Source organism: Pseudoduganella sp. R-43 (genome assembly GCF_049913255.1).
Lineage (GTDB): Bacteria > Pseudomonadota > Gammaproteobacteria > Burkholderiales > Burkholderiaceae_D > Rugamonas.
In genome coordinates, this window is sequence record NZ_CP183988.1 from 5,117,192 (window position 1) to 5,139,775 (window position 22,584).

Genomic DNA, 22,584 nt, shown 5'->3' on the forward strand with positions numbered 1-22,584 from the left:
ACTCTTCATGTAAATCGATGCAAACGCTTCAACAACTGCGCTCCGGCGAGCTGGCCGGCGCAGTGCGGCTGCAGTTGCGCTGCGGCCTGACTGAATTCCCACGCGAGATCTTCGGCCTGGCCGACACGCTGGAGATCCTGGACCTTACCGGCAACGCCCTGTCCTCCCTGCCGGACGATCTTCCACGCCTGCATCGCCTGCGCATCATCTTCTGTTCCGAAAACCAGTTCACGGAACTGCCGCCAGTGCTGGGCCGCTGCGCTTCGCTGACCATGATCGGTTTCAAGGCGAACCGCATTGCGAGCGTGCCCGCTGACGCCCTGCCCGCCCGGCTGCGCTGGCTGATCCTGACCGACAACAGCTTCGAACAGCTTCCTGCCGAACTTGGCCGCTGCACCGACATGCAAAAGCTGATGTTATCGGGGAACCGCTTGCGCGCATTGCCTCCGGCGCTGGCAAATTGCAGCAAGTTGGAACTGCTGCGCATTTCGGCCAACCGTCTTCCGCAACTGCCAGCCTGGCTGACCTCGATGCCGCGGCTTGCCTGGCTGGCTTTCGCCGGCAACCCTTTCAGCGAGGCGCCATTGCCGCCTGCGGCCAGCATTTCCTGGAACGCGCTGCAAATCCAGGACAAGCTGGGCGAAGGCGCGTCCGGCGTGATCCACCAGGCCACGCTCGATGGCAAGCCGGTGGCGGTCAAGGTGTACAAAGGGGCCATGACCAGCGATGGCTTGCCAACGCAGGAAATGGCCGCCTGCATTGGCGCCGGCACGCACCCCAACCTGATCCCCGTACTCGGCACGATCCCCGATCATCCCTCACAGCTGCCCGCCCTGGTCATGCCCCTGGTCGACCCCGGCTTGCGCAACCTGGCCGGCCCGCCAAGCTTTGCAAGCTGCACCCGGGACGTTTATGCCGAGGGCCAGTTTTTCAGCACAGAAGCCCTGCTGGGCATCGCACGCGGCATTGCCTCTGCCGCCGCGCACCTGCATGCGCGGGGCATCATGCATGGCGACCTTTATGCGCACAATGTACTGAACTGCGGCAAAGGGAATGCAGTGCTGGGCGATTTCGGCGGGGCCTCGCGCTTCGAACCAGGCACCGCGCTCGCATCTGCGCTGGAGCGCCTGGAAGTGCGGGCCTTCGGCTATCTGCTGGAAGAACTGCTCGAGCGCTGCGAAGAAGAACTGCCTCACGTGCGGTCACTGGCAATTGATTGCCTGCGCCCGGCACCTGGAACCCGCCCTGCATTTGCCGAAGCGGTGGCAAGGCTGGCTGCAGCTTGAGCTAGCGGCTCTTGTCCGGATAGGCCGGACGCGCCGGTCGGCTTGGCGGCGACTTCGCCAGTTCGGCCTTGATCACCTCAATCGCCTTCTCCAGCTGCGGATCGCGGCCCGCAATCACATCCGCCGGATTCTGGTCTACTTCAATATCCGGCGGCACGCCCTCGTTCTCGACACCCCAACCACCTTCGCGGGTCCAGAAAGCCAGGTTCGGCGCGGTGATCGTGCCGCCATCCAGCAGCACCGGGAAACCAAGAATGCCAACCAGTCCGCCCCAGGTCCGCTTGCCAATCAGCGGACCAAGCTTATTCTTGCGGAACATCCACGGCAGCAAGTCGCCTCCCGAGCCTGCGGTTTCATCGATCAGCATCGCCCGCGGCCCCTGGATCGAGGCGGAAGGCGTCTTCATATCCGCGCCATAGCGCATGGCCCACCAGGCGATCTCCTGCTTTTGCAGCAGCTCGATATAGTAGTCGGCCAGGCTGCCGCCGCCATTGAAGCGTTCATCGATGATGATCGCGTCCTTGTAGGCTTGCGGGTAGAAATAGCGCTTGAAATAGGTATGCCCCAGCCCCGCTGTATTCGGCACGTAGACATAGGCGACGCGCCCGCCGGTTGCAGCGTCGACTTTGCGGATATTCCCTTCCACCCAATCGCGGTTGCGCAGCGCATCTTCACTCGCCACCGGCACCACCGTGATATGGCGCGCGCCCTTGCCATCTGCGTTCGGCCCGACCGTGATTTCAATCGAGCGGTTGGCGGTATTTTCGAACGCGCTGTACAGGTTGGTCGGCGGCGTCAGCGGACGTCCGTCGACGGCCAGCAGGTATTCGCCCGCTTTCACATTCAGCCCTGGTTCGGTCAATGGCGCACGCAGCGTCGGGTTCCAGTTCAGGCCGCCGTAGATTTTCTTGAAGCGATAGTGGCCGTTGGCGACCTCGTAGTCAGCGCCCAGCAAGCCGCCCGGCACCGGCTTGACATCGATGAAGTTGTCACCACCACCACCGCGATGGTGGCCAACCGCCAGCTCGCTGCACAGCCACTGGATCACGCGATTCAGGTCACTGCGCGTAGCGACGTCGGGCAGGAACTGGGCATATTTATCGCGCATCGCTTTCCAGTTCACGCCATGCATGTGCGGGTCGTAGAAATAGTCGCGATTGATGCGCCAGACTTCGTCGTAGATCTGCTTCCACTCCACGCGCGGATCGGCCCTGGTTTCGATGGCTTCCACACGCAGCTTGCCTTCCGAGGGCGACAGCAGCTTGCCGGTGGCGGAGCCGGTATTCCACTGCTCCTTCAGGCGCCAGGCGATCTTCTTGCCGTCAGCGCTGATTTCAAAGTCATCCGCGTCGGCGACGATGGTTTCGGTCTTGCGGTCTTTCAGGTCGAAGCGCTGGACCTGGCGTTTGCCGTCCACCTCGCGCAGGAAGAAGATCTGGCCTTCCGCACCTGCCTCCAGGTCGAAGTATGGCGAAACCGGCGGCGGCATGTCGATCACGCGGGTCGATATGCCATCCCAGTCGATGCGCATCGGCACAGGCGGCTTGGCCGTGGCAGCGGCGGCTTTCGCTTTGGCGTCCGCACCGCGGCTGGTCGAGGTATCGGCCACTACGCGTTCCTCGCTCTTGTCGCCGGCGGCGCCTTCCTTGGGCGGCTCCTTTGGCGCAGGGGGTGCAGTTGGCGCCCCTTTCTCCTCATCGCTTTCGCGCACCAGTGGCGACGGGACATCATTACGCAGCACCATCAGCCAGAGCGAGCGAGTTGGGCGGTTGTCCTGGTTCTGCAGCGAGAACCAGTTGTTGCTCGGCCCCGCGTCGGTGGATGCGAAGAAGTAAAGGTATTTGCCGTTGCGATCAAAGACCGGATTGGCGACGTCGGACAGGCCATCTGTCACCGCATGCGATTTATCCTCGTCCAGGGCGTAGATATACGCCGTGCGCGTATAGCTCAGCGAATTGAGCGTATAAGCGATAAAGCGCGAGTCCGGCGACCAGACGCCACGCAGCGACTTGTCGATACCGTACATTGGCTCGGTGGCCACTTTCTTTTGCACACCAGTCGCCAGGTCGATGTAGTACAGCGTCCAGGAGTTGTCGATGAAAGCGATTTTCTTGCTGTCCGGCGACCACGCTGCACGTTCAAAGAATCCGGAACCGTTCAGCTTGAACTTGCGCAATTCGCCCTTGCCGTCCTGTTGCCTGACATGCAAGGCGTATTCACCGCTTTCATCGGAGAAGTAGGCGACTTGCCGGCCGTCCGGCGACCAGGCTGGGCCGCGTTCATGGGCGCCAGGCGTTTGCGTCAGGTGACGAATATCCCCCTTCTCTGCCGGGAGTGTAACGATATCGCCGCGGAACTCGAACGCCACGCGCGCCCCCGATGGCGATAGTGACGAATTGCGAATATATTTTGCCCCGCGCACCCAGCGCTCACGCGACAGTCCCAGGTCGGCACTGACGCCAATCGCCAGCCTCCTGCCAACAGTCGCGCCGGTATCAAGGTTGAGCATATGAAGGTAACCGGCTTGTTCGTACAGAATCTGTCCGCCGGATAAAGCCGCATTCAGCACAGGAAAATCCGAATGACGGGTCAACTGCTTAATGGCCTTGCTGCGGGTGTCGTACACATACAGATTAAACTCGCCATCGCGATCAGAGCGGAAATAAACCTGATCGCCAACCCACATTGGATCGACATCATTCACCCGGCTTGGCGGTTGTGGAATACGTTCGACAGCTTGCGTGTCGCGATTGAACAGCCAGATAATCGAATTCAAACCGCCGCGATAACGCTTCCATTGCAGGAAAGCCGGCGAAGTCGGGTTATAGGCGATTTTCCGGCCATCCGGCGAGAAAGTCGCACGCGCGGCATTCGGGATTTCCAGCCGGGTTTCAACACCACCACCCACCGGCACCGTGAACAGGTTGCGATAGCGGTTATTCGACGCCACGCGTGGAGAGGTGAATAAAACCTGCGCGCCGTCGGGCGTAAAGCCTTGCACGAGATCCTGGCCCGGATGCCAGGTCAGGCGGCGCGGAATGCCGCCTGAAATCGGCAGGATAAATACATCGATATTGCCATCGATATTCGCGCTGTAGGCAATCGACTTGCCATCGGGCGAAAAGAACGGATTCGATTTCTCTCCCAAATCCGAAGTCAAGCGCCGGGCATCCTGGCCATCCTGGCCGGCCAGCCAAACATCGCCGGCATAAATAAACGCAATGTGGTCTTTGGAAATTGCCGGCTCGCTGAGCAGGCGGGTGTCGGCAGTATTTGGTATGGCATGTGCTGCAATGGGGAGCAGCAATGCAGTGGCGAGAATAAGGTTAGGGCTGGTGAACAAGCAGGACTCCTTGAAAGGAAAGCACTCGTGTCTTCACTGACTCATAAACACGATATCAGAACTTCATCTCCGGCGGGGCATCTGAATGTCCGTCAAGCCAATTTATAGCGCGTTCATGCCGATATTTAGCTCAACGCCGGGCTTGTCTTCGTCGTCCAGCAAGCCCATACTTGCTCCCGATGGGCGATAACACTAAAGGTGACTCAAATAGCACTCCAGGATTATTCGGACGACGACGATTTTTACGGCCAGGGCTTTCAGCGACAAAACAAAGTTTCGGTCTGGGTTGGCCTTGATGGCAGCCGGGGCGAACCGGAACTCGATGTCCTCCAAGATTTATGTGGCGTCGGCTATTACAGGCTGAGCGACCAGGAACATTACAACTTCGATTTCGCAGCCGTCGATTTGCGTGACTTAATCGCCCCCCTCTCGTATTCGGCCACTTTTATTGGCGCCGCTATTGCTACGGCACGCAAGCGGGGCCTGGAGAAAGCGCGCTGGGTTACCGTGCAATACGATTTCGAATACGATCCGTTAAAGGTGACACGGCAGATTTCCAGCGATCCAATATTCGTTGGCAGCTTTTTCTATACAGCCGACAGCGTGGAATCCTTGACCCACATTCGCCAGGACGGCAACAGGATTGAAGAAGGCATGGGTGTGGGAGCGCTCCTTGAAAAGGGATGGGAGCCTCAGCCCGTCGTGCGGATTGAATGGAAATCAAATGGCCATTTTTATGGCCTCGATTTTCCCGATGGGGTTCTGGCAATAGTACTTCCCGGCCGCAGCCGAATTGCATCTTTCGAGCCGGCAGTGCAAGGCGGGCCACTGCGCAATCGCCTGGTTGTTAGAAGCGCGCAAGGCGAACAGCTTTATGTTATCGATGGCCGGCTGCCATTTGAAGGCATTCCGCCGAATGGAAAATTCGTCTGGTTCGAGCCATCGCCACAGCAACCCGAACAGTGGTTCGGTGCCGTCCTGGAGGCGAATGGCCGGGATGGCATGGAGCAGTTCCTGCTCAGCTTCGAGATCGAAACTGGCGAGTTGAGAAGCGTGCAGCCCTTGCAACGCTAACCAAACATTAATAATGACAGCACAAATAGCCGACCGACTGATCAATGCCTGCCCGGACCTGAAGCTACCCGGATACCAGCTTTTTGGTATATTCACCGGCGCATTCGCAGGGGCGCCATCAGTGTCGGCCAGGGACTTGATGAGAGAACGCGCCGCACAACGTGAGTTCGCTCGCAGCGCGACTGTCCGAGTGCTGTGCGCGGAAGATGCGCTATTTGGCCTCTCGAAATTCAGCATCTATATCGATGGCAACGGCCACCGAACACCGCCGCGGCTCAAGCACCTGGCTTCGCCAAGCCTTGAAATCATCCCCGTCGAGCCGGGCAAACATCGCATCGTCGTCCGCGAAGCTGACGTACGCAAGCCCGACCGGGCCGAATCGAACACAGAACACTTCGAGCTCGCTTCAGGCGAAGAGGCGATATTTGCCTTGCAACTGGACGGCGAGGCCCTCCTTCTCAAGCCATTGCAACCATTTGTTGCGGCACCTTAGTCGCCCCAACATCAATCTGAGTGAAGTGTTCGAGCACGGCCAGAAACACGAAGAGATTCTTGATCTGGAAGGAGTGAGGCCTTCCCCAAGGAATCCGGCGCCCCTTTCTCTTGATAATGACTTGCCCCGACCTGAGTTCGGCATCACCGACTTCCGACCAGGGAAGCTTGGCGAAACGCCTGTTAAGCCCGGCCCGGCTGACCTCGATTGCACCAAAATCCACAGTTTCACCACGCTCCAGTTTGGCAATCACGAGCGGAACCATCTCCGCCGCAGTCAGCGTCAATAAATTGATGCCGAGGGAGAAAACCTCCTTATAGTTGTCGGTGAATTTCAACGTCGTTTTCGGCGCCAGTTTTATCTTCACCCATGTACTTCGAATCAGGAAGTTATGCATTCTTGTAGCGCGAACAGTCACATCCTGCACCTCGCGCCAGCGGAAGAAAGTGGTTCTCCCCCTCATCCGATGGGCAATTCCCTTCTCGAAGACCGTCAGGCTTGAGCCTTTGAGCCTATACCAGCGAATGACAACGACTATTCCGAGCAAACAGGATATTCCAGCAGCTATGGCCAAGAATACAAACAGGTTCGTACCCATCACCGCCACCTGAACGTCAGCGACGATGAAGGCCAGTGTAGTAGCTGCGGCAATCAGCGCGATCGCAAGCACAGGATAGAGCAAGCCCAGCCCTCTGATCGGATGGGTACTGACAATTTTCCCGCACTGGCTCACTGAACGAACTTTCGCAGACAAAATGATTCCTTAAACACAGAGCAAAACCAAACAAGCAATATTTTCGATAGTATTATTGAAATCTTTCGACTTGGCAACTTTCTGTCTTCATCGGGAATAAAAAAACGAGCCCGCGAAGCTCGCTTTTTGTATGAGGCGCGCCGTCTGAAATGGTTGGACACTTTGAGAACCACCACCGAAGCGCCACCGCCCACCAATTGAACAAGCTACAAAAGCATGAATTCTTTCGAACAGTAGCTCGAATAGCTAAGAATCTGCCGCTCAGCGCAGTAAGGACTACCCATCACTCGGAGCGCCTTACCTTGCTCATCAAGCAGAATCCGCGTTTGCAAATCCAGTCCTGCCAGTATGGTCTTTGCCCTCAGTCGTCTTCGCTTCGTTTTCATTGTTCCAGTTACCGCATGTCTCAACGTCAACGTGCTTCCATCAAGCGGCCGATATGGGATTTCGGAACTCGACAAGAAGGTCTTGAACATATTTACATCGTCAAAGACGGAGGTATCCAAGTCCCCAACATCAAACCACCAGCCATGCTCTTCTAACTCACTGACCGCACAAGTTACAGCGTCCAAAGCCCCCCCACGAACCATAGAGTCCAGATTCCATATCCCCATAAGTCGGCGTCCATGTAATTTTGAACTTCATCGGGCGTGGCAGTGCTGGCCCAACCGGCTGGCTCAGCAAGTGCCCTGAGTATGGTCACTTTATTGCTCCCCAAACTGGCCAGACCAAGTTTTCCCGTCTTGATCCAAGATGCAACATCCACTTTCGACCTTACGCCCATTCCTAATACTCTCTTTTAAAGCGACATGCGGTCGTACTGTTCGAAAAAAAAGCGAGCCGAAGCTCGCTTTTTCGTGCATCAGCAAGGATTACTTGCGGTCTTTCAGCGGAGGAACGTCGCGCACTGCCGAGCCAACGAACAGCTGGCGTGGGCGGCCAATCTTCTGCTCTGGGTCGGCGATCATTTCGTTCCACTGGGCGATCCAGCCGATGGTACGGGCCATGGCGAAGATACCAGTGAACAGGGACACCGGGATGCCCAGGGCCGACTGCACGATGCCGGAGTAGAAGTCCACGTTCGGGTACAGCTTGCGGGACACGAAGTACTCGTCGTTCAGCGCAATCTTTTCCAGTTCCATGGCCAGCTTGAACAGCGGGTCGTCTTGCAGGCCCAGTTCGTTCAGCACTTCGTGGCAGGTTTCGCGCATCAGCTTCGCACGCGGGTCGAAGTTTTTGTACACGCGGTGACCGAAGCCCATCAGCTTCACGCCGGAGTTCTTGTCTTTCACCTGGGCGATGAACGCAGGGATGTTGTCGACGGTGCCGATTTCCTTCAGCATGTTCAGCGCAGCTTCGTTAGCGCCGCCGTGGGCAGGGCCCCACAGGCAGGCGATACCGGCAGCGATACAGGCGAACGGATTGGCGCCGGACGAACCGGCCAGGCGGACGGTCGAGGTCGAAGCGTTCTGCTCGTGGTCTGCGTGCAGGATCAGGATGCGGTCCAGGGCGCGCACCAGCACTTCGTTGACCTTGTACTCTTCGCATGGATTGCCGAACATCATGCGCATGAAGTTGGCGGAGTACGACAGGTCGTTGCGCGGGTACACGAACGGCTGGCCGATCGAGTACTTGTATGCCATGGCGACCAGGGTCGGCAGCTTGGCGATCAGGCGGATTGCCGAGATTTCACGCTGCTTGGCGTCGTTGATGTCCAGCGAGTCGTGGTAGAACGATGCCAGCGCGCCGACGGTACCAACCAGTACCGACATCGGGTGCGCATCGCGGCGGAAGCCGCGGAAGAAGAATTGCATCTGCTCGTGCACCATGGTGTGCTTGGTCACGGTGTCGACGAACTTCTGCTTGTCCACGGCGTTCGGCAGTTCGCCGTTCAGCAGCAGGTAGCAGGTTTCCATGAAGTCGGCGTTCACGGCCAGTTGCTCGATCGGGTAGCCGCGGTATTGCAGCTCGCCCTTGTCACCGTCGATGTAGGTGATCGAGGAGTTGCACGACGCAGTGGACATGAAGCCTGGGTCGTAGGTGAATTTGCCGGTGGCGCCGTACAGCTTGCGGATGTCGATGACGTCCGGGCCCACGGTGCCCTTGTAGATCGGCATTTCTACCGATGGGCTGCCGTCGGAGAACGATAGCGTTGCTTTGGTATCAGAGATGTTCATGGACTCTTCCTTTGGGAGAGATGCAGCAAATAAAAAAACTTAAACTCAGGCTTGGCGCAGGCGTGCCAGTAACGCATGTACATGCGGCAGGTCTATTTCGCCTTCCGGCTCCTTACGGGCCAAGACCAGATCCATCAGTGCATTGTCCGACAAATCGAGGAGCCGCGTGAACGCGTCCACTTCTTCGTCGGTCAATTCAGCCTCGTGCGCATCAAGGAAACGAGTCAGGATAATGTCGTTTTCCAACAGGCCCCGGCGTGCGCGCCAGCGTAGGCGCGCACGGTTGGTGGGATCAGCCTGGTGCGCTCGTTTTTCGAGTTCCGCCATTTTTGTATTAAATCGCGCGGCGAACCATCAGTTCCTTGATCTTGCCGATTGCCTTGTTTGGATTCAGGCCTTTCGGGCACACATCGACGCAGTTCATGATCGAGTGGCAGCGGAACAGACGATATGGGTCTTCCAGGTTATCCAGGCGCTGGCCGGTGGCTTCGTCGCGCGAGTCGGCGATGAAGCGGTAGGCTTGCAGCAGACCGGCTGGGCCGACGAACTTGTCCGGGTTCCACCAGAACGATGGGCAGGAAGTCGAGCAGCAGGCGCACAGGATGCACTCGTACAGGCCGTCCAGTTCTTCGCGTTCCGCAGGCGACTGCAGGCGCTCTTTCTCCGGAGGGATCGAGTCGTTGATCAGGAACGGCTTGATCGAGTGGTATTGCTTGAAGAACTGGGTCATGTCGACGATCAGGTCGCGCACCACCGGCAGGCCTGGCAGCGGACGCAGCGTGATTGGCTCGGTCAGCTCGTTCAGGTTGGTGGTGCAGGCCAGGCCGTTCTTGCCGTTGATGTTCATCGCGTCGGAACCGCACACGCCTTCGCGGCAGGAGCGGCGCAGCGACAGCGAATCATCCACGTCGGACTTGATGCGCTGCAGTGCGTCCAGCAGCATCTTGTCGGTGTCTTTCAGCTCGACCGTCAGGTCTTGCATGTACGGCTTGGCGTCCTTGTCCGGATCGTAACGGTAAATCTTGAATTTGAGAGTGCGTGCCATGTTGTGAGGCCCTTGCTTAGAAAGTACGTGCTTTTGGCTTGAAGGTTTCGACCGTCAGCGGCTTGGTGACGACTGCCTTGTATTCCAGGCGGTTGCCTTCGGAGAACCACAGGGTGTGCTTCATCCAGTTTTCGTCGTCGCGCTTCGGATGGTCGTCCTGTGCGTGTGCACCGCGCGATTCCTTGCGCGCGTTGGCCGACACGATGGTCGCTTTTGCGGTTTCGATCAGGTTGTCCAGTTCCAGCGCTTCCACGCGGGCGGTGTTGAACACCTTGGACTTGTCCTTGAAGGAGACGTGCTTGCGGCGCTCATCCAGCTGCATGATCGCTTCCACGCCCTTGGCCAGCATCTCGTCGGTACGGAACACGCCGCAGTATTTCTGCATGCTGGCGCGGATGTCGTTGGCGACGTCCTGCACGCGCTCGGAACCGGTGGAGGTTTCCAGCTTGTTCAGGCGGTTCATTGCGAAGTCGGCGGCGTCCTTCGGCAGCGGCTTGTTTTCCTTCTGCTTCAGGTTCTGCGCCACCACGTGGTTGCCGGCTGCGCGGCCGAACACCACCAGGTCCAGCAGGGAGTTGGTGCCCAGGCGGTTGGCGCCGTGCACGGAGACGCAGGCACATTCGCCGATGGCGTACAGGCCGTTCACCACCTTCTGGCTGCCGTCGCCGGCAGGCACGACCACCTGGCCGTGGATATTGGTCGGGATACCGCCCATCTGGTAGTGGATGGTCGGCACGACAGGGATCGGTTCCTTGGTCGCATCGACGTTGGCGAACTTGTGGCCGATTTCCAGGATGGACGGCAGGCGCTTCTGGATGGTCTCGGAGCCGATGTGGCGCAGGTCCAGCAGCACGTGGTCTTTATTAGGACCGCAGCCGCGGCCTTCCTTGATTTCCTGGTCCATGGAACGGGACACGAAGTCGCGCGGCGCCAGGTCTTTCAGGGTCGGAGCGTAGCGCTCCATGAAGCGTTCGCCGTTCGAGTTGATCAGGATGCCGCCTTCGCCGCGCACGCCTTCGGTGATCAGCACGCCCGCGCCGGACACGCCGGTCGGGTGGAACTGCCAGAATTCCATGTCCTGCAGCGGCAGGCCGGCGCGTGCCGCCATGCCCATGCCGTCGCCGGTGTTGATGAAGGCGTTGGTCGATGCTGCGAAGATACGGCCTGCGCCGCCGGTTGCGAAGATGGTGGTCTTCGCTTCCAGGATCATGACTTCGCCGGTTTCCATTTCCAGTGCAACCACGCCAACGACGTCGCCGTCGGCATCGCGCACCAGGTCCAGGGCCATCCACTCAACGAAGAAGTGGGTACGGGCGCGCACGTTGCGCTGGTACAGGGTGTGCAGCAGTGCATGGCCGGTACGGTCAGCCGCGGCGCAGGCGCGCTGCACAGGCTTCTCGCCCAGGTTGGCGGTGTGGCCGCCGAACGGACGCTGGTAGATGGTGCCGTCAGGGTTACGGTCGAAAGGCATGCCGAAGTGTTCCAGCTCGTACACGACCTTAGGTGCTTCGCGGCACATGAATTCGATTGCATCCTGGTCGCCCAGGTAGTCGCCACCCTTGACGGTGTCGAACATATGCCAGTACCAGTTGTCTTCCGACATATTGCCCAGCGAGGCGCCGATGCCGCCCTGCGCTGCCACGGTGTGGGAGCGGGTCGGGAACACCTTGGACAGCACGGCCACGTTCAGGCCGGCTTCCGCCAGTTGCAGGGAGGCGCGCATGCCGGAACCGCCGGCGCCAACGATCACCGCGTCAAAGCGGCGGGTAGGGATTGCAGATTTGATAGCTGCCACGATTTACACACTCCACAGAATTTGCAGCGACCAGGCGGCGCAGGCGATCAGCCAGCCAATGGTTGCGATTTGCAGGAACAGGCGCAGGCCGACCGGCTTGATGTAGTCCATCCAGATGTCACGCACGCCAACCCAGGCGTGGTAGAACAGGGCCAGCAGGGTCACGGCGCTGAACAGCTTGAACCACTGCTTGGCGAACAGGGCCGCCCAGCCTTCGTACGACGGAGTCGACGAGGTGAAAATCATGAAGAACAGGACGGCGGTGTACACCACCATCAGGACAGCAGTCACACGCTGAACCAGCCAATCCTTGACGCCGTAGTGGGCGCCGACAACCAGGCGTTTTGGGCCGATGTTATTGTTAGCCATTTAGAACACTCCAAACAATTTCAGTGCAACCAGCGCGGTCACGATGACGGTGATCACAACCACCACGGTGGCGGACTTGCGCGCGGAATCCTTGTCCAGGCCAACGTGGGTGTCCATGACCAGGTGGCGTACGCCGGCGCAGAAGTGCTGGGTATAGCCCCAGACCAGGGCCAGCATGACCAGCTTCGCGATCGGGTGGGAGGCAATGATCATGAAGTTGGCGAAGGTGTACTCGGAGCGCAGCGATTCCTGCAGCAGGTACAGCACGAACGGCAACAGCAGGAACATCAGTGCGCCGCTGATGCGGTGCAGGATGGAGACGATGCCGGCCATCGGCAGTCGGTACTTCATGATGTCCGTAACGTGGATGTTACGGAATTCTGGCCGCTCTTTTTTCGGTGCTTCCCGCACGGCTTCAGTCATATACAACCTCCCTATGCTTTATTACAAAGTGTTTTGCCAAACTTGGCGAAGCTACGATTTTCGCCGATTTTTGCTCTTACAACCAATATGTATTGTTACATATCACCAAAATATTATTGCAGCGCACCCTAACTGAGATCATTTTGATAATGATGGCGCTCCGTTAAGTACAGACCGCGGCGCAACTCGACCGGTTTGTCGCCATAAGTGAAGGAGACGCGCTCGGCGCACAGCAGCGGCGTGCCTGCCGCAATTTTCAGCAGCTCGGCGTCCCCCTCCTCCGCGCAGACGGCACGGATCTTTTCTTCGGCGCGGATCATGCGAGTACCAAACTCGGATTCGAACAGGCCGTACATCGGGCCCTTGTACTCATTCAGGCGTTCCGCCGTCAGGCCTTTGAAGATCAGGCCGGGCAACCACAGTTCTTCCACAATGGTGGGCACGTTGTCGAAGCTTTGCACGCGCTTGATGTAGACCACGGCGTCGCCCGACTTCAGGTCGAGCAGGCGCGCCACTTCGGCCGGGGCGCGCAGGCGCTTGACTTCAATAAACCGGGATTCCGGATAATGCGGCACACCTTCGTCCGGCACCAGGCGCAGGAAGCGGAAATGCGCGCGCGCCTCGTGGTGGGTCGATACAAAGGTACCCTTGCCCTGGCGGCGCACCACCAGGTTTTCCGCCGCCAGCTCGTCGATCGCCTTGCGCACAGTGCCCTGGCTGACCTTGAAGCGGTTGGCCAGTTCAACTTCGCTGGGGATCATTTCGCCCGGCTTCCATTCGCCGGACTGCAGGCTCTGCGTGATCAGGCCTTTGATCTGCTGGTACAGGGGAGAGAAAGTCGGGGACGGAGCGCCGGCCGCGCCTGGGGCGTCAGAAGTGGTCTGGTTGGGCGTGACGGGATTCATAGCCCGCTATTCCACCACATCCAACCCCTCGCGTCCAGAAAAATCCTATAACTTATATGTCTTATATAAGACATAAGATAGGATTGACAGGCAGTCGACAGGAGCCTACACTCGCCCGAATTGTCGTATCATTACGAGCTTACACCGTTTTCACGTCCACTTTGGAGATTCACCATGGCTAAAACCCCAATGCGTGTTGCCGTTACCGGCGCCGCCGGCCAGATCGGCTATTCCCTGCTGTTCCGTATCGCCAACGGCGACATGCTGGGCAAAGACCAGCCAGTCATCCTGCAACTGCTGGAAATCCCTGACGAGAAGGCCCAGAAAGCGCTGAAAGGCGTGATGATGGAAATCGACGACTGCGCGTTCCCTCTGCTGGCCGGCATGACCGCCCACTCCGACCCGATGACCGCCTTCAAGGACGCCGACGTGGCCCTGCTGGTTGGCGCCCGTCCTCGCGGCCCAGGCATGGAGCGTAAAGACCTGCTGGAAGCCAACGCACAGATCTTCACCGTGCAAGGCAAGGCGCTGGACGCCGTCGCTTCGCGCAACGTTAAAGTCCTGGTGGTCGGCAACCCAGCCAACACCAACGCCTACATCGCCATGAAGTCCGCTCCTTCCCTGCCAGCGAAGAACTTCACCGCCATGCTGCGCCTGGACCACAACCGCGCCCTGTCGCAAGTCGCTGCCAAGACCGGCAAGGCTGTCAAGGACATCGAAAAGCTGTGCGTATGGGGCAACCACTCCCCAACTATGTACGCCGACTACCGCTTCGCCACCATCGACGGCGCATCGGTAAAAGACATGATCAACGACCAGGAATGGAACGCCAACACCTTCCTGCCAACCGTGGGCAAGCGCGGCGCAGCGATCATCGAAGCGCGCGGCCTGTCTTCCGCAGCTTCCGCAGCCAACGCTGCGATCGACCACGTGCACGACTGGGTGCTGGGCACCAACGGCAAGTGGACCACCATGGGCATCCCATCCGACGGTTCCTACGGCATCCCTGAAGGCACCATGTTCGGCTTCCCAGTGACCTGCGAAAACGGCGAATACAAGATTGTCCAGGGCCTGGACATCGACGCCTTCTCGCAAGAGCGCATCAACATCACGCTGAAGGAACTGACCGAAGAGCGTGAAGGCGTGAAGCACCTGCTGCCATAATCGTCTTTGACAGTGGAACCGGTTAAACCACCGATCCGCCGTACCCGCCGCGCTGCCGATGGCAGCGCGGCTGCTGTTTCATCTAACGTACCAATGCATCCATCCGAGGTTTTATTCCAGGGCACACGCCAGCCGCTGCTGCTCCCTGCCTGCGACCACTACGCCGGCAGTGAAAAGCTGATGCGCAAATCCATGGCCCTGCAACAAGAGCTTGGTCCCCTGTTCGACATCACCTTCGATTGCGAGGACGGCGCCGCCGCCGGCAACGAAGAATCCCACGCCAAGCTGGTCGCCCTGCTACTGCTGGACGAAGCCAACGCCTTCAACCGCATCGGCGCCCGCGTGCACGACGTGAACAGCCCGTTCTTCGAGCGCGACGTCGAAATCATCTGCACCGAAGCGGGCCACAAGCTGGCCTACATCGTGATCCCCAAGCCGGAAAGCGTGGGAGAAGTCTCGCGCGCCATCGACCTGGTGAACAAGCATGCCGCCAAGTCCGGCCGCGCCACGCCGGTGCCGGTGCACGTGCTGATCGAAACCCACGGCGCACTGCGCGACGTGCACGATATCGCCGCCCTGCCCCAGGTTGAATGCCTGTCCTTCGGCATCATGGATTTCGTCTCGGCCCACTATGGCGCCGTGCCGGGCAGCGCCATGCGCACGCCGGGCCAGTTCACGCACCCGCTGGTAGTGCGCGCCAAGCTGGAAATCGCCGCCGCCTGCCACGCGCACGGCAAGGTGCCGTCGCATAACGTGACCACCGAAATCAAGGACTCCGCCGTGGTGGCGACCGATGCCCAGCGCGCAGCCGCGGAATTCGGCTTCACCCGCATGTGGAGCATCCATCCAAGCCAGATAAAACCTGTCATAAAAGCATTCACCCCGCGTGCATCCGAAGTCAATGAGGCTGCAACCATCCTGCATGAGGCAGAGAAGGTACAGTGGGGCCCGATTAACCAGCATGGTCGCTTGCATGACCGCGCGAGCTATCGCTATTATTGGACGGTTCTGCAGCGAGCCAAGCTCGCAGGCCTGCCGCTGCCGGACTCCGTTGCCGCCCTAGTCGGGGCGGCCGAATCAAAAGGAGCCCAATAATGTCGTTTATGAAACTGATCACCGCCTGCGCCATGGCCCTCGCCATCGCCGCCCCTTCCGCACACGCAGCCCCCAAGAAAGCCGCCAAACCAGCCGCCACCCAAGGCGAGCCGGAATCGAGCGTGAGCGGGCGCACGGCCACCAACTACGCCTGCGAACTGGGCAACAAGATCACCATTTACAGCAGCGCCGACGATGGCAACAGCATCGTCATGCGCTGGAAGAACCGCCTGCACCGCCTGACTCGCGAAGCCACCTCCACCGGTGCGCAACGCTTCGAGAACAAGATTGCAGGCTTGATCTGGATCGGCATCCCTGCCAAGGGCATGCTGCTGGATTCCAAGGTGAACCGCCAACTGGCGAACGAATGCAAGACATCTGATCAAGCGCTCGGACTTTAATCAATAAGGAGAGGACATGTCCCGCAACACACTGAATACGCTTAAGGATTTCCCGATCGGGGCAAAGAAGGGTAAGTTCTACTCCCTGCCAGCCCTGGAAAAGGAACTGGGCGCCAAGATTTCCCGCCTGCCGGTATCGATTCGCGTCGTACTGGAATCCGTTCTGCGTAACTGCGACGGTAAGAAAGTGACCGAAGAGCACGTCAAGCAGTTGGCTAACTGGGGCGCTACCGCTGCCCGCACCGACGAAATCCCATTCGTCGTAGCCCGCGTTGTGCTGCAGGACTTCACCGGCGTTCCGCTGCTGGCCGACCTGGCTGCCATGCGTAACGTCGCCTCCAAAATGGGCGTCAACCCTAAGAAGATCGAACCGCTGGTTCCAGTTGACCTGGTGGTCGACCACTCGGTCACCATCGACCACTTCCGCGAGCCTAAGGCCCTGGACCTGAACATGAAGCTGGAATTCTCGCGCAACAACGAGCGCTACCAGTTCATGAAGTGGGGCATGCAAGCCTTCGACACCTTCGGCGTGGTTCCTCCAGGCTTCGGTATCGTTCACCAGGTCAACCTGGAATACCTGGCACGCGGCGTGCACAATGCATCCGGCGTGTACTACCCTGACTCGCTGGTCGGCACCGACTCCCACACCACCATGATCAACGGTATCGGCGTTGTGGGCTGGGGCGTGGGCGGCATTGAGGCGGAAGCCGGCATGCTGGGCCAGCCAGTGTACTTCCTGACCCCGGACGTGATCGGCGTGAACCTGACCGGCGCGCTGCGCGAAGGCTGCACCGCAACCGACCTGGTGCTGACCATCACCGAAATGCTGCGTAAAGAGAAAGTCGTGGGCAAGTTCGTCGAATTTTTCGGCGAAGGCACCGAGTCCCTGTCCGTGACCGACCGTGCAACCATCGCCAACATGGCGCCTGAATACGGCGCGACCATGGGCTTCTTCCCGGTTGACGACGCCACCATCGAATACTTCGAAGGCACCGGCCGCACCAAGGACGAAATCGCCGCATTCCAGTCCTACTTCAAAGCGCAAGGCATGTACGGCGTGCCGAAGAAAGGCGACATCGACTACACCCGCGAACTGCACCTGGACCTGTCCACCGTTGCACCGTCGCTGGCCGGTCCAAAGCGTCCGCAAGACCGTATCGAAATCGGCAACGTGAAGTCGACCTTCACCGAACTGTTCTCCAAGCCAACCACCGAGAACGGTTTCAACAAGAAGGCCGACGACCTGACCAACACCTACACCACCAGCAACGGCGTGCACGTGAAGAACGGCGACGTCCTGATCGCCGCCATCACCTCCTGCACCAACACCTCGAACCCGAGCGTGCTGCTGGCAGCCGGCCTGCTGGCCAAGAAAGCTGTGGAAGCCGGCCTGACCGTCGCTCCGCACATCAAGACCTCGCTGGCTCCTGGCTCGCGCGTGGTGACGGAGTACCTGACCGCTGCCGGCCTGCTGCCATACCTGGAAAAACTGGGCTTCGGCGTGACCGCTTACGGCTGCACTACCTGCATCGGCAACGCCGGCGACCTGACCCCGGAACTGAACGCCACCATCACCGGCAACGACATCGTTGCTGCTGCCGTGCTGTCCGGTAACCGTAACTTTGAAGCGCGCATCCACCCGAACATCCGCTCCAACTTCCTGGCATCGCCACCGCTGGTCGTCGCTTACGCGATCGCCGGCAACGTGACCCGCGACCTGATGACAGAACCGGTCGGCCAGGGCAAGGATGGCAAGGACGTGTACCTGGGCGACATCTGGCCGACCTCGAAAGAGATCGCCGCCCTGATGAAGTTCGCGATGAACTCCAAGGTCTTCAAGTCCAACTACGCCGACGTCAAGGGCAACCCAGGCAAGCTGTGGGAAGCCGTATCGTCGACCGAAGGCCAAGTGTACAACTGGCCTGATTCGACCTACATCGCCGAGCCGCCATTCTTCGACGGCTTCGAGATGAAGCCTAAGGCAGCGGAAGCCGGCATCAAGGGCGCGCGCGCACTGGGCGTGTTCGGTGACTCCATCACCACCGACCACATCTCGCCAGCAGGCTCGATCAAGGAAGACGGCCCGGCAGGCAAATGGCTGAAGGAAAACGGCGTGATGAAGGCCGACTTCAACTCCTACGGCTCGCGCCGCGGCAACCACGAGATCATGATGCGCGGCACCTTCGCCAACGTGCGTATCAAGAACAAGATGATCCCTCCGAAAGCCGACGGTTCCGCGGTTGAAGGCGGCATCACCCTGCACCAGCCATCGGGCGAACAACTGTCGATCTACGACGCGGCAATGCGCTACGTTGAAGAAGGCACCCCGACCATGATCTTCGGCGGCGAAGAATACGGTACCGGCTCCTCCCGTGACTGGGCAGCCAAGGGCACCCAGCTGCTGGGCGTGAAGGCCGTGATCTGCCGTTCCTTCGAGCGTATCCACCGCTCCAACCTGGTGGGCATGGGCGTGCTGCCGCTGCAATTCATCGGCAACGACTCCGTTGAATCGCTGGGCATCACCGGCAAGGGCGAAACCTACGACCTGAAGGGCCTGGAAGGCGAGATCAAGCCTCAACAGCAAGCCACCCTGGTGATCCACCGCGCCGACGGGTCGAGCAAGGAAGTGCAAGTGCTGCTGCGTATCGACACCCCGATCGAAGTGGACTACTACAAGCACGGCGGCATCCTGCCATTCGTGCTGCGCCAACTGCTGGCTGCTTAAAACCGGTAAACCAGTGTCTGACCCTCGGGGTCAGACACTGCTGCTCTGCCGTCAACGAACGCCTGGCCTGTGCCCGGCGTTTTTGCTTTTAAGGTGTCAGACCCAATGGGTCTGACACCGGTTTACCGGTTTAAAACGCCGAGTCTTGCCGAATCCACTACAATAAGGGTACCAAGGTCTCCTTTTTCACTAAGAAAAGCGCTATGCGTCGCCCATCCAAAGATTCAACCCATAAATTATCTGCCGACAGCCAGCGCCTTATCTCCCTCGCCCAAGCCCTGGGCCAGGCCGCCAGCCGCATTGAAGAGCGTAACTGGGAACGGGTGCTGGATGCCCAACTGCACAAACTGCTGCGCACAGGACATCAGGATACTGTCGACTCGGCACTGAACTCGCTGTTCAGCGTGGACTTGCCTGCCTACGACATCCTGATGGACAGCGTGGAAGCAGTCAGCGAATCCGACTCCATCGTGGTGGAAGTCGACGGCGAATCGCGCGAATACGACATCCTGCTGGTGGCCGCTCCGGTGCTGGCCTGGACCCGTTTCTCGATCGCCTCGGGCCAGATCCCGGCCGACATCCTGAACACCCTGTCAGCGCATTTCTCGGCCCACCTGCTGGCTGATGGCACGCATATGGCGATGTCGTCCACCCTGTACTCGATCGACCAGCTGCCGCGCACCCACGCCGAGGCCTATTCCAAGGTGCATAAACTGGCACAGGCCGCGTTGAAGGGACAGGCCCTTAAATCGGAAGCCAAAACGCCTGAAACCGCGCCCTTCCTGGCCGATACCCGCTACCTGATGGTGGCCGTGGTGGCGCCGCACAATGGTCCGATGTTCCGCTGGCAGATGCCTGCGCACCATGCAGCACAAGCCGAAGCCCGCCGCGATGCGCTGGCAGCATGGACCACGCAGGCTACGCCGACCGTGGCACGCTTGCTGCCAGGCTGCGGCATCGAGTTGCTGCTGCCGGAAGCCTATTACACCGGCTGCCGCGAGGCCGACAAGCTGATCCGCCCGGTCTCGATCCGCGCTGCCGTGCATTACCTGACGCACTCGCTGGCTTGCGAGCCCTCCGACCTGCGCGCCGTGATCGCCGGTTTCGGCGATGAGTCGGCGCCAGATGGCCAGGTCGACGAATACCGTGTCGCTTTCACCCGCCGTTCCGACAGCGATGTGATGTACGGCGTGGTGTGGCCGCTGTATGGCCAGGAAGACGAGGAAGGCACGCCGGCCGAAGGCCTGTCCGGCAGCATGGCCGAACTGCTCAAGCCGCGCACGCCTGTCGAGGAAATCGTCGAGCACCTGAATGCCGCCGGCGTGTCCCAAGTGAAGAAGCTGGGCGAGAAGTATGTCGCGGAATACTGCGATGACTGCGGCGCTCCCCTCTTCGCCGATCCGTCAGGCGAGCTGGTCCACGCAGAAATGCCGGAAGACGCCGCCACCGGTACCGAGCACTTCCACTAATGCAAAAAGCCCGCGGTCAACGCGGGCTTTTTTCTTGAGGCGCCGCCGGTTGCGGTACCGGACACGGCTGACATGCCGCAGTTCGCGCAGGCGGTGGTGCCGGTGCGGCAGTTGGCGTGCGCGTTAGCGCGACGATCAAACCAGAGAAGCTCAGGAACAAGCCAACCATCGTTCCCAGCATCCAACGAGTAAACTCTGCGCGCATCGCTTCGAGGTCGGCTTTGGTTGCCAAAGTCGGCAAGATCGCCTCGACCCGCGCCTTGAATTCGATAAATTCGTTTTCGATGCCCATGCATCCAGCATACGCCGGACCCCGATCACTTCCAAGTGGAATACGGCTGCCTAATCAGGTTGGAATTGAGGTAGCGCAAATCGTGTGTGACGTCTTCGCCTGCCCAGTCCGGCTTATCGAACTTGCCGTCCTCTGCCGGCAATTCGATCTCGGCGACGACGAGGCCGGCATTCTCGCCGAGGAACTCGTCCACTTCCCACACGAAGCCGCCGTAAGGAATTCGGCGGCGGTACTTCTCGATCAGCGGCCGTTCGCACAGCCGGTCCAGCAGCTCGGCGGCGTCGGCGACAGGAACGGGATACTCCCATTCGCCGCGTGCCGCGCCCACGTTCTTGCTCTTGATCGTCAAGACCGCCCGCTCACCCTCGATCCGCACGCGCACGGTGCGCTCTGCGTGCGAGGACAAATAGCCCTGGCGCAGCAGCACCGGCTCGCCTTGCGTACGCCAGCCATCGCCCTTTACCAGGAACTTGCGTTCGATCTCGACGCCCATCTGCTTACTCGTCCAGCGACAGCAGGATCGGCTGCAGGATCGCAGCGCCCAGTGCCGCACTGCGGGCACCATTCCAGCCCACGGTCGGAACCGGCAGGTCGGCGTTGTCCTTGAACGGCATCTCCAGCGTCAGCGACAATACCTTGAAGTGGTGGCCGATGTACTTGGAGGCCAGGGTCAGCATGTCTTCCTTGTACTTGGAAGGCGCGTAGCCCACGGCGTCCTGGAAGTCCGGCGAAGCATTCTTGTAGCGGTTGATGAAGTTCTTCTGGCGCGCCATCTGTTCCGGCGTGAAGTTCTCCAGCATTTCGTTACCGGCCACGAAGTTGTAAGGCAGCGCTTCGTCGCCGTGGATGTCGAAGAACATGTCGACGCCGGTTTCGTGGATCTTCTCTTTCACGCACAGCACTTCCGGCGAGCGCTCCGCCGAAGGCGTCATCCATTCGCGGTTCAGGTTGGCGCCGGCTGCGTTGGTACGCAGGTTGCCGCGGATCGAGCCGTCAGGATTCATGTTCGGCACGATGTAGAAGCAGCAGCGCTGCAGCAGCTTGCGCGAAATCGGGTTGGCGTCGTCCAGCAGGGAGTCGATCAGGCCTTCGGTGAACCATTCGGCCATCGATTCGCCCGGGTGCTGGCGAGCGATGAACCAGATTTTCTTTTCAGCTTCCGGCTCGCCGATCACGACCAGGTTCATGTCGCGGCCATCGACGGTGGAGCCGATATCCAGCACGCGGGCGATCGGGTTTTCGGCCACTTCGCCCAGCAGGCGCAGGTGGCGTTCCCACGAATATGGCTCGAAGTATGCGTAGTAGACGCTGTCGTTGTGCGGCGTGTGCTTGATGGTCATGACCTGGCCATCAAAGGAAGTCGGGACACGGAACCAGTTCTCGCCATCGTAGCTGGCTGCAGCGTTGTAGTCTTCGAAGCCTTTGGCGTAGGTGGCGTCGCCGGCGTTCAGGAACTTCATCGTCACCGCTTCGCCACGCGCGCCTTGCAGGCGGAAGTGGAACCACTGGTGGATGTCGGCGGCGTTGTCCTTGCGGAGTTTCAGTTCGATGTTCGCGGCGCTGTCGGCGCGGACTACTTCGATGGCGCCAGAGTCGAAATTCTGGCTGATTTTGATGGTCATTACGGTCCCGTTCAGAGGCTTGGGTTGATCGGAACCGATATTGTACACACCAAAACCGGTAACCCGATGTCTGACCCACAGGGTCAGACACCGGTACGCGACGGCCACCGGCCAAGTGTCTGATCCTGTGGGTCAGACACTGGTGTTCCGTT

20 protein-coding genes are annotated in these 22,584 nt (G+C 59.7%); 8 read left to right on the top strand and 12 right to left on the bottom strand.

Translation table 11 applies throughout. The annotated features are described in order from the left end of the window. Positions 1-17 precede the first annotated feature (17 nt). Positions 18-1,286 carry a leucine-rich repeat-containing protein kinase family protein gene (locus tag ACN9M3_RS23305; protein WP_426318765.1) on the top strand — a complete coding sequence of 423 codons (1,269 nt, stop codon included), beginning with the start codon at positions 18-20 and terminating at the stop codon, positions 1,284-1,286. Position 1,287: 1 nt separating this feature from the next. Here ACN9M3_RS23305 and ACN9M3_RS23310 read toward each other — a convergent pair whose 3' ends face one another. Beyond that, positions 1,288-4,629 (bottom strand): S41 family peptidase, encoded by a 3,342-nt coding sequence (locus ACN9M3_RS23310; protein WP_426318766.1) that lies wholly within the window; start codon positions 4,627-4,629, stop codon positions 1,288-1,290. Positions 4,630-4,827: 198 nt separating this feature from the next. On the opposite strand from ACN9M3_RS23310, the gene ACN9M3_RS23315 reads away from it, so the two are divergent. Together ACN9M3_RS23315 and ACN9M3_RS23320 are read left to right on the top strand one after the other, a co-directional pair. Next, on the top strand, positions 4,828-5,703 hold the full coding sequence (locus ACN9M3_RS23315; RefSeq protein WP_426318767.1) for a hypothetical protein: 876 nt from the start codon (positions 4,828-4,830) through the stop codon (positions 5,701-5,703). Between the two features lie 13 nt (positions 5,704-5,716). Next, positions 5,717-6,196, top strand: a complete 480-nt coding sequence (locus ACN9M3_RS23320; RefSeq protein WP_426318768.1) for a hypothetical protein — start codon at positions 5,717-5,719, stop codon at positions 6,194-6,196. On the opposite strand, the gene ACN9M3_RS23325 is transcribed toward ACN9M3_RS23320, so the two are convergent. From ACN9M3_RS23325 to ACN9M3_RS23360, 8 genes are all read right to left on the bottom strand, one after another. Next, entirely contained in the window at positions 6,162-6,950 is a 789-nt protein-coding gene (locus tag ACN9M3_RS23325) for a DUF6585 family protein (RefSeq protein ID WP_426163182.1), read from the bottom strand. The two genes, ACN9M3_RS23320 and ACN9M3_RS23325, sit on opposite strands and share 35 nt — an antisense overlap. Before the next feature lie 872 nt (positions 6,951-7,822). Then, entirely contained in the window at positions 7,823-9,127 is a 1,305-nt protein-coding gene (gene gltA / locus ACN9M3_RS23330; protein WP_426163186.1) for a citrate synthase, read from the bottom strand. A gap of 45 nt (positions 9,128-9,172) precedes the next feature. Beyond that, complete coding sequence (locus ACN9M3_RS23335; protein WP_057259569.1) at positions 9,173-9,454, bottom strand: succinate dehydrogenase assembly factor 2; 282 nt, start codon at positions 9,452-9,454, stop codon at positions 9,173-9,175. A gap of 7 nt (positions 9,455-9,461) precedes the next feature. Beyond that, positions 9,462-10,172, bottom strand: a complete 711-nt coding sequence (locus tag ACN9M3_RS23340) for a succinate dehydrogenase iron-sulfur subunit (RefSeq protein ID WP_426163189.1) — start codon at positions 10,170-10,172, stop codon at positions 9,462-9,464. Between the two features lie 16 nt (positions 10,173-10,188). Continuing rightward, a complete protein-coding gene (sdhA, locus tag ACN9M3_RS23345) occupies positions 10,189-11,967 on the bottom strand; it encodes a succinate dehydrogenase flavoprotein subunit (RefSeq protein ID WP_426163191.1) in 1,779 nt (592 codons plus the stop codon). Between the two features lie 3 nt (positions 11,968-11,970). Further along, positions 11,971-12,336 carry a succinate dehydrogenase, hydrophobic membrane anchor protein gene (gene sdhD, locus ACN9M3_RS23350; protein ID WP_130311080.1) on the bottom strand — a complete coding sequence of 122 codons (366 nt, stop codon included), beginning with the start codon at positions 12,334-12,336 and terminating at the stop codon, positions 11,971-11,973. Beyond that, a complete protein-coding gene (gene sdhC / locus ACN9M3_RS23355; RefSeq protein WP_426163194.1) occupies positions 12,337-12,759 on the bottom strand; it encodes a succinate dehydrogenase, cytochrome b556 subunit in 423 nt (140 codons plus the stop codon). 128 nt (positions 12,760-12,887) lie between these two features. After that, positions 12,888-13,664: a GntR family transcriptional regulator gene (locus ACN9M3_RS23360; RefSeq protein ID WP_426163196.1), complete on the bottom strand. Its 777-nt coding sequence runs from the start codon at positions 13,662-13,664 to the stop codon at positions 12,888-12,890. Between the two features lie 174 nt (positions 13,665-13,838). Here ACN9M3_RS23360 and ACN9M3_RS23365 point away from each other — a divergent pair, with 174 nt between their 5' ends. The 5 genes from ACN9M3_RS23365 to ACN9M3_RS23385 all read left to right on the top strand — a co-directional run bounded on the left by ACN9M3_RS23365 (position 13,839) and on the right by ACN9M3_RS23385 (position 20,518). Then, positions 13,839-14,828 carry a malate dehydrogenase gene (locus ACN9M3_RS23365; RefSeq protein ID WP_426163200.1) on the top strand — a complete coding sequence of 330 codons (990 nt, stop codon included), beginning with the start codon at positions 13,839-13,841 and terminating at the stop codon, positions 14,826-14,828. A gap of 93 nt (positions 14,829-14,921) precedes the next feature. Beyond that, entirely contained in the window at positions 14,922-15,923 is a 1,002-nt protein-coding gene (locus ACN9M3_RS23370; RefSeq protein WP_426163202.1) for an HpcH/HpaI aldolase/citrate lyase family protein, read from the top strand. Next, on the top strand, positions 15,923-16,324 hold the full coding sequence (locus tag ACN9M3_RS23375) for a hypothetical protein (RefSeq protein ID WP_426163204.1): 402 nt from the start codon (positions 15,923-15,925) through the stop codon (positions 16,322-16,324). The genes ACN9M3_RS23370 and ACN9M3_RS23375 overlap by 1 nt, the downstream gene beginning before the upstream one ends. A gap of 16 nt (positions 16,325-16,340) precedes the next feature. Then, positions 16,341-19,049, top strand: coding sequence for an aconitate hydratase AcnA (gene acnA, locus ACN9M3_RS23380; RefSeq protein WP_426163206.1), 2,709 nt, complete (start codon positions 16,341-16,343; stop codon positions 19,047-19,049). 203 nt (positions 19,050-19,252) lie between these two features. After that, complete coding sequence (locus ACN9M3_RS23385; RefSeq protein WP_426163208.1) at positions 19,253-20,518, top strand: DUF2863 family protein; 1,266 nt, start codon at positions 19,253-19,255, stop codon at positions 20,516-20,518. A 16-nt stretch (positions 20,519-20,534) separates the two neighbouring features. On the opposite strand, the gene ACN9M3_RS23390 is transcribed toward ACN9M3_RS23385, so the two are convergent. From ACN9M3_RS23390 to ACN9M3_RS23400, 3 genes are read right to left on the bottom strand one after another with little or no spacing between them, the layout of a single operon-like run. Beyond that, positions 20,535-20,810: a hypothetical protein gene (locus ACN9M3_RS23390; protein WP_426318769.1), complete on the bottom strand. Its 276-nt coding sequence runs from the start codon at positions 20,808-20,810 to the stop codon at positions 20,535-20,537. Positions 20,811-20,835: 25 nt separating this feature from the next. Beyond that, positions 20,836-21,303 (bottom strand): CYTH domain-containing protein, encoded by a 468-nt coding sequence (locus ACN9M3_RS23395; protein ID WP_426318770.1) that lies wholly within the window; start codon positions 21,301-21,303, stop codon positions 20,836-20,838. A 4-nt stretch (positions 21,304-21,307) separates the two neighbouring features. Beyond that, entirely contained in the window at positions 21,308-22,432 is a 1,125-nt protein-coding gene (locus ACN9M3_RS23400; protein ID WP_426318771.1) for a M14 family metallopeptidase, read from the bottom strand. Positions 22,433-22,584: the final 152 nt, after the last annotated feature.

Coding starts and splice junctions, on each gene's coding strand:
- ACN9M3_RS23395 (WP_426318770.1), bottom strand. CDS start 21,303: ATGGGCGTCGAGATCGAACGCAAGTTCCTGGTAAAGGGCGATGGCTGG.
- acnA (WP_426163206.1), top strand. CDS start 16,341: ATGTCCCGCAACACACTGAATACGCTTAAGGATTTCCCGATCGGGGCA.
- ACN9M3_RS23370 (WP_426163202.1), top strand. CDS start 14,922: ATGCATCCATCCGAGGTTTTATTCCAGGGCACACGCCAGCCGCTGCTG.
- ACN9M3_RS23305 (WP_426318765.1), top strand. CDS start 18: ATGCAAACGCTTCAACAACTGCGCTCCGGCGAGCTGGCCGGCGCAGTG.
- ACN9M3_RS23385 (WP_426163208.1), top strand. CDS start 19,253: ATGCGTCGCCCATCCAAAGATTCAACCCATAAATTATCTGCCGACAGC.
- gltA (WP_426163186.1), bottom strand. CDS start 9,127: ATGAACATCTCTGATACCAAAGCAACGCTATCGTTCTCCGACGGCAGC.
- ACN9M3_RS23365 (WP_426163200.1), top strand. CDS start 13,839: ATGGCTAAAACCCCAATGCGTGTTGCCGTTACCGGCGCCGCCGGCCAG.
- ACN9M3_RS23400 (WP_426318771.1), bottom strand. CDS start 22,432: ATGACCATCAAAATCAGCCAGAATTTCGACTCTGGCGCCATCGAAGTA.
- sdhD (WP_130311080.1), bottom strand. CDS start 12,336: ATGGCTAACAATAACATCGGCCCAAAACGCCTGGTTGTCGGCGCCCAC.
- ACN9M3_RS23360 (WP_426163196.1), bottom strand. CDS start 13,664: ATGAATCCCGTCACGCCCAACCAGACCACTTCTGACGCCCCAGGCGCG.
- ACN9M3_RS23335 (WP_057259569.1), bottom strand. CDS start 9,454: ATGGCGGAACTCGAAAAACGAGCGCACCAGGCTGATCCCACCAACCGT.
- ACN9M3_RS23340 (WP_426163189.1), bottom strand. CDS start 10,172: ATGGCACGCACTCTCAAATTCAAGATTTACCGTTACGATCCGGACAAG.
- ACN9M3_RS23375 (WP_426163204.1), top strand. CDS start 15,923: ATGTCGTTTATGAAACTGATCACCGCCTGCGCCATGGCCCTCGCCATC.
- sdhC (WP_426163194.1), bottom strand. CDS start 12,759: ATGACTGAAGCCGTGCGGGAAGCACCGAAAAAAGAGCGGCCAGAATTC.
- ACN9M3_RS23320 (WP_426318768.1), top strand. CDS start 5,717: ATGACAGCACAAATAGCCGACCGACTGATCAATGCCTGCCCGGACCTG.
- ACN9M3_RS23390 (WP_426318769.1), bottom strand. CDS start 20,810: ATGGGCATCGAAAACGAATTTATCGAATTCAAGGCGCGGGTCGAGGCG.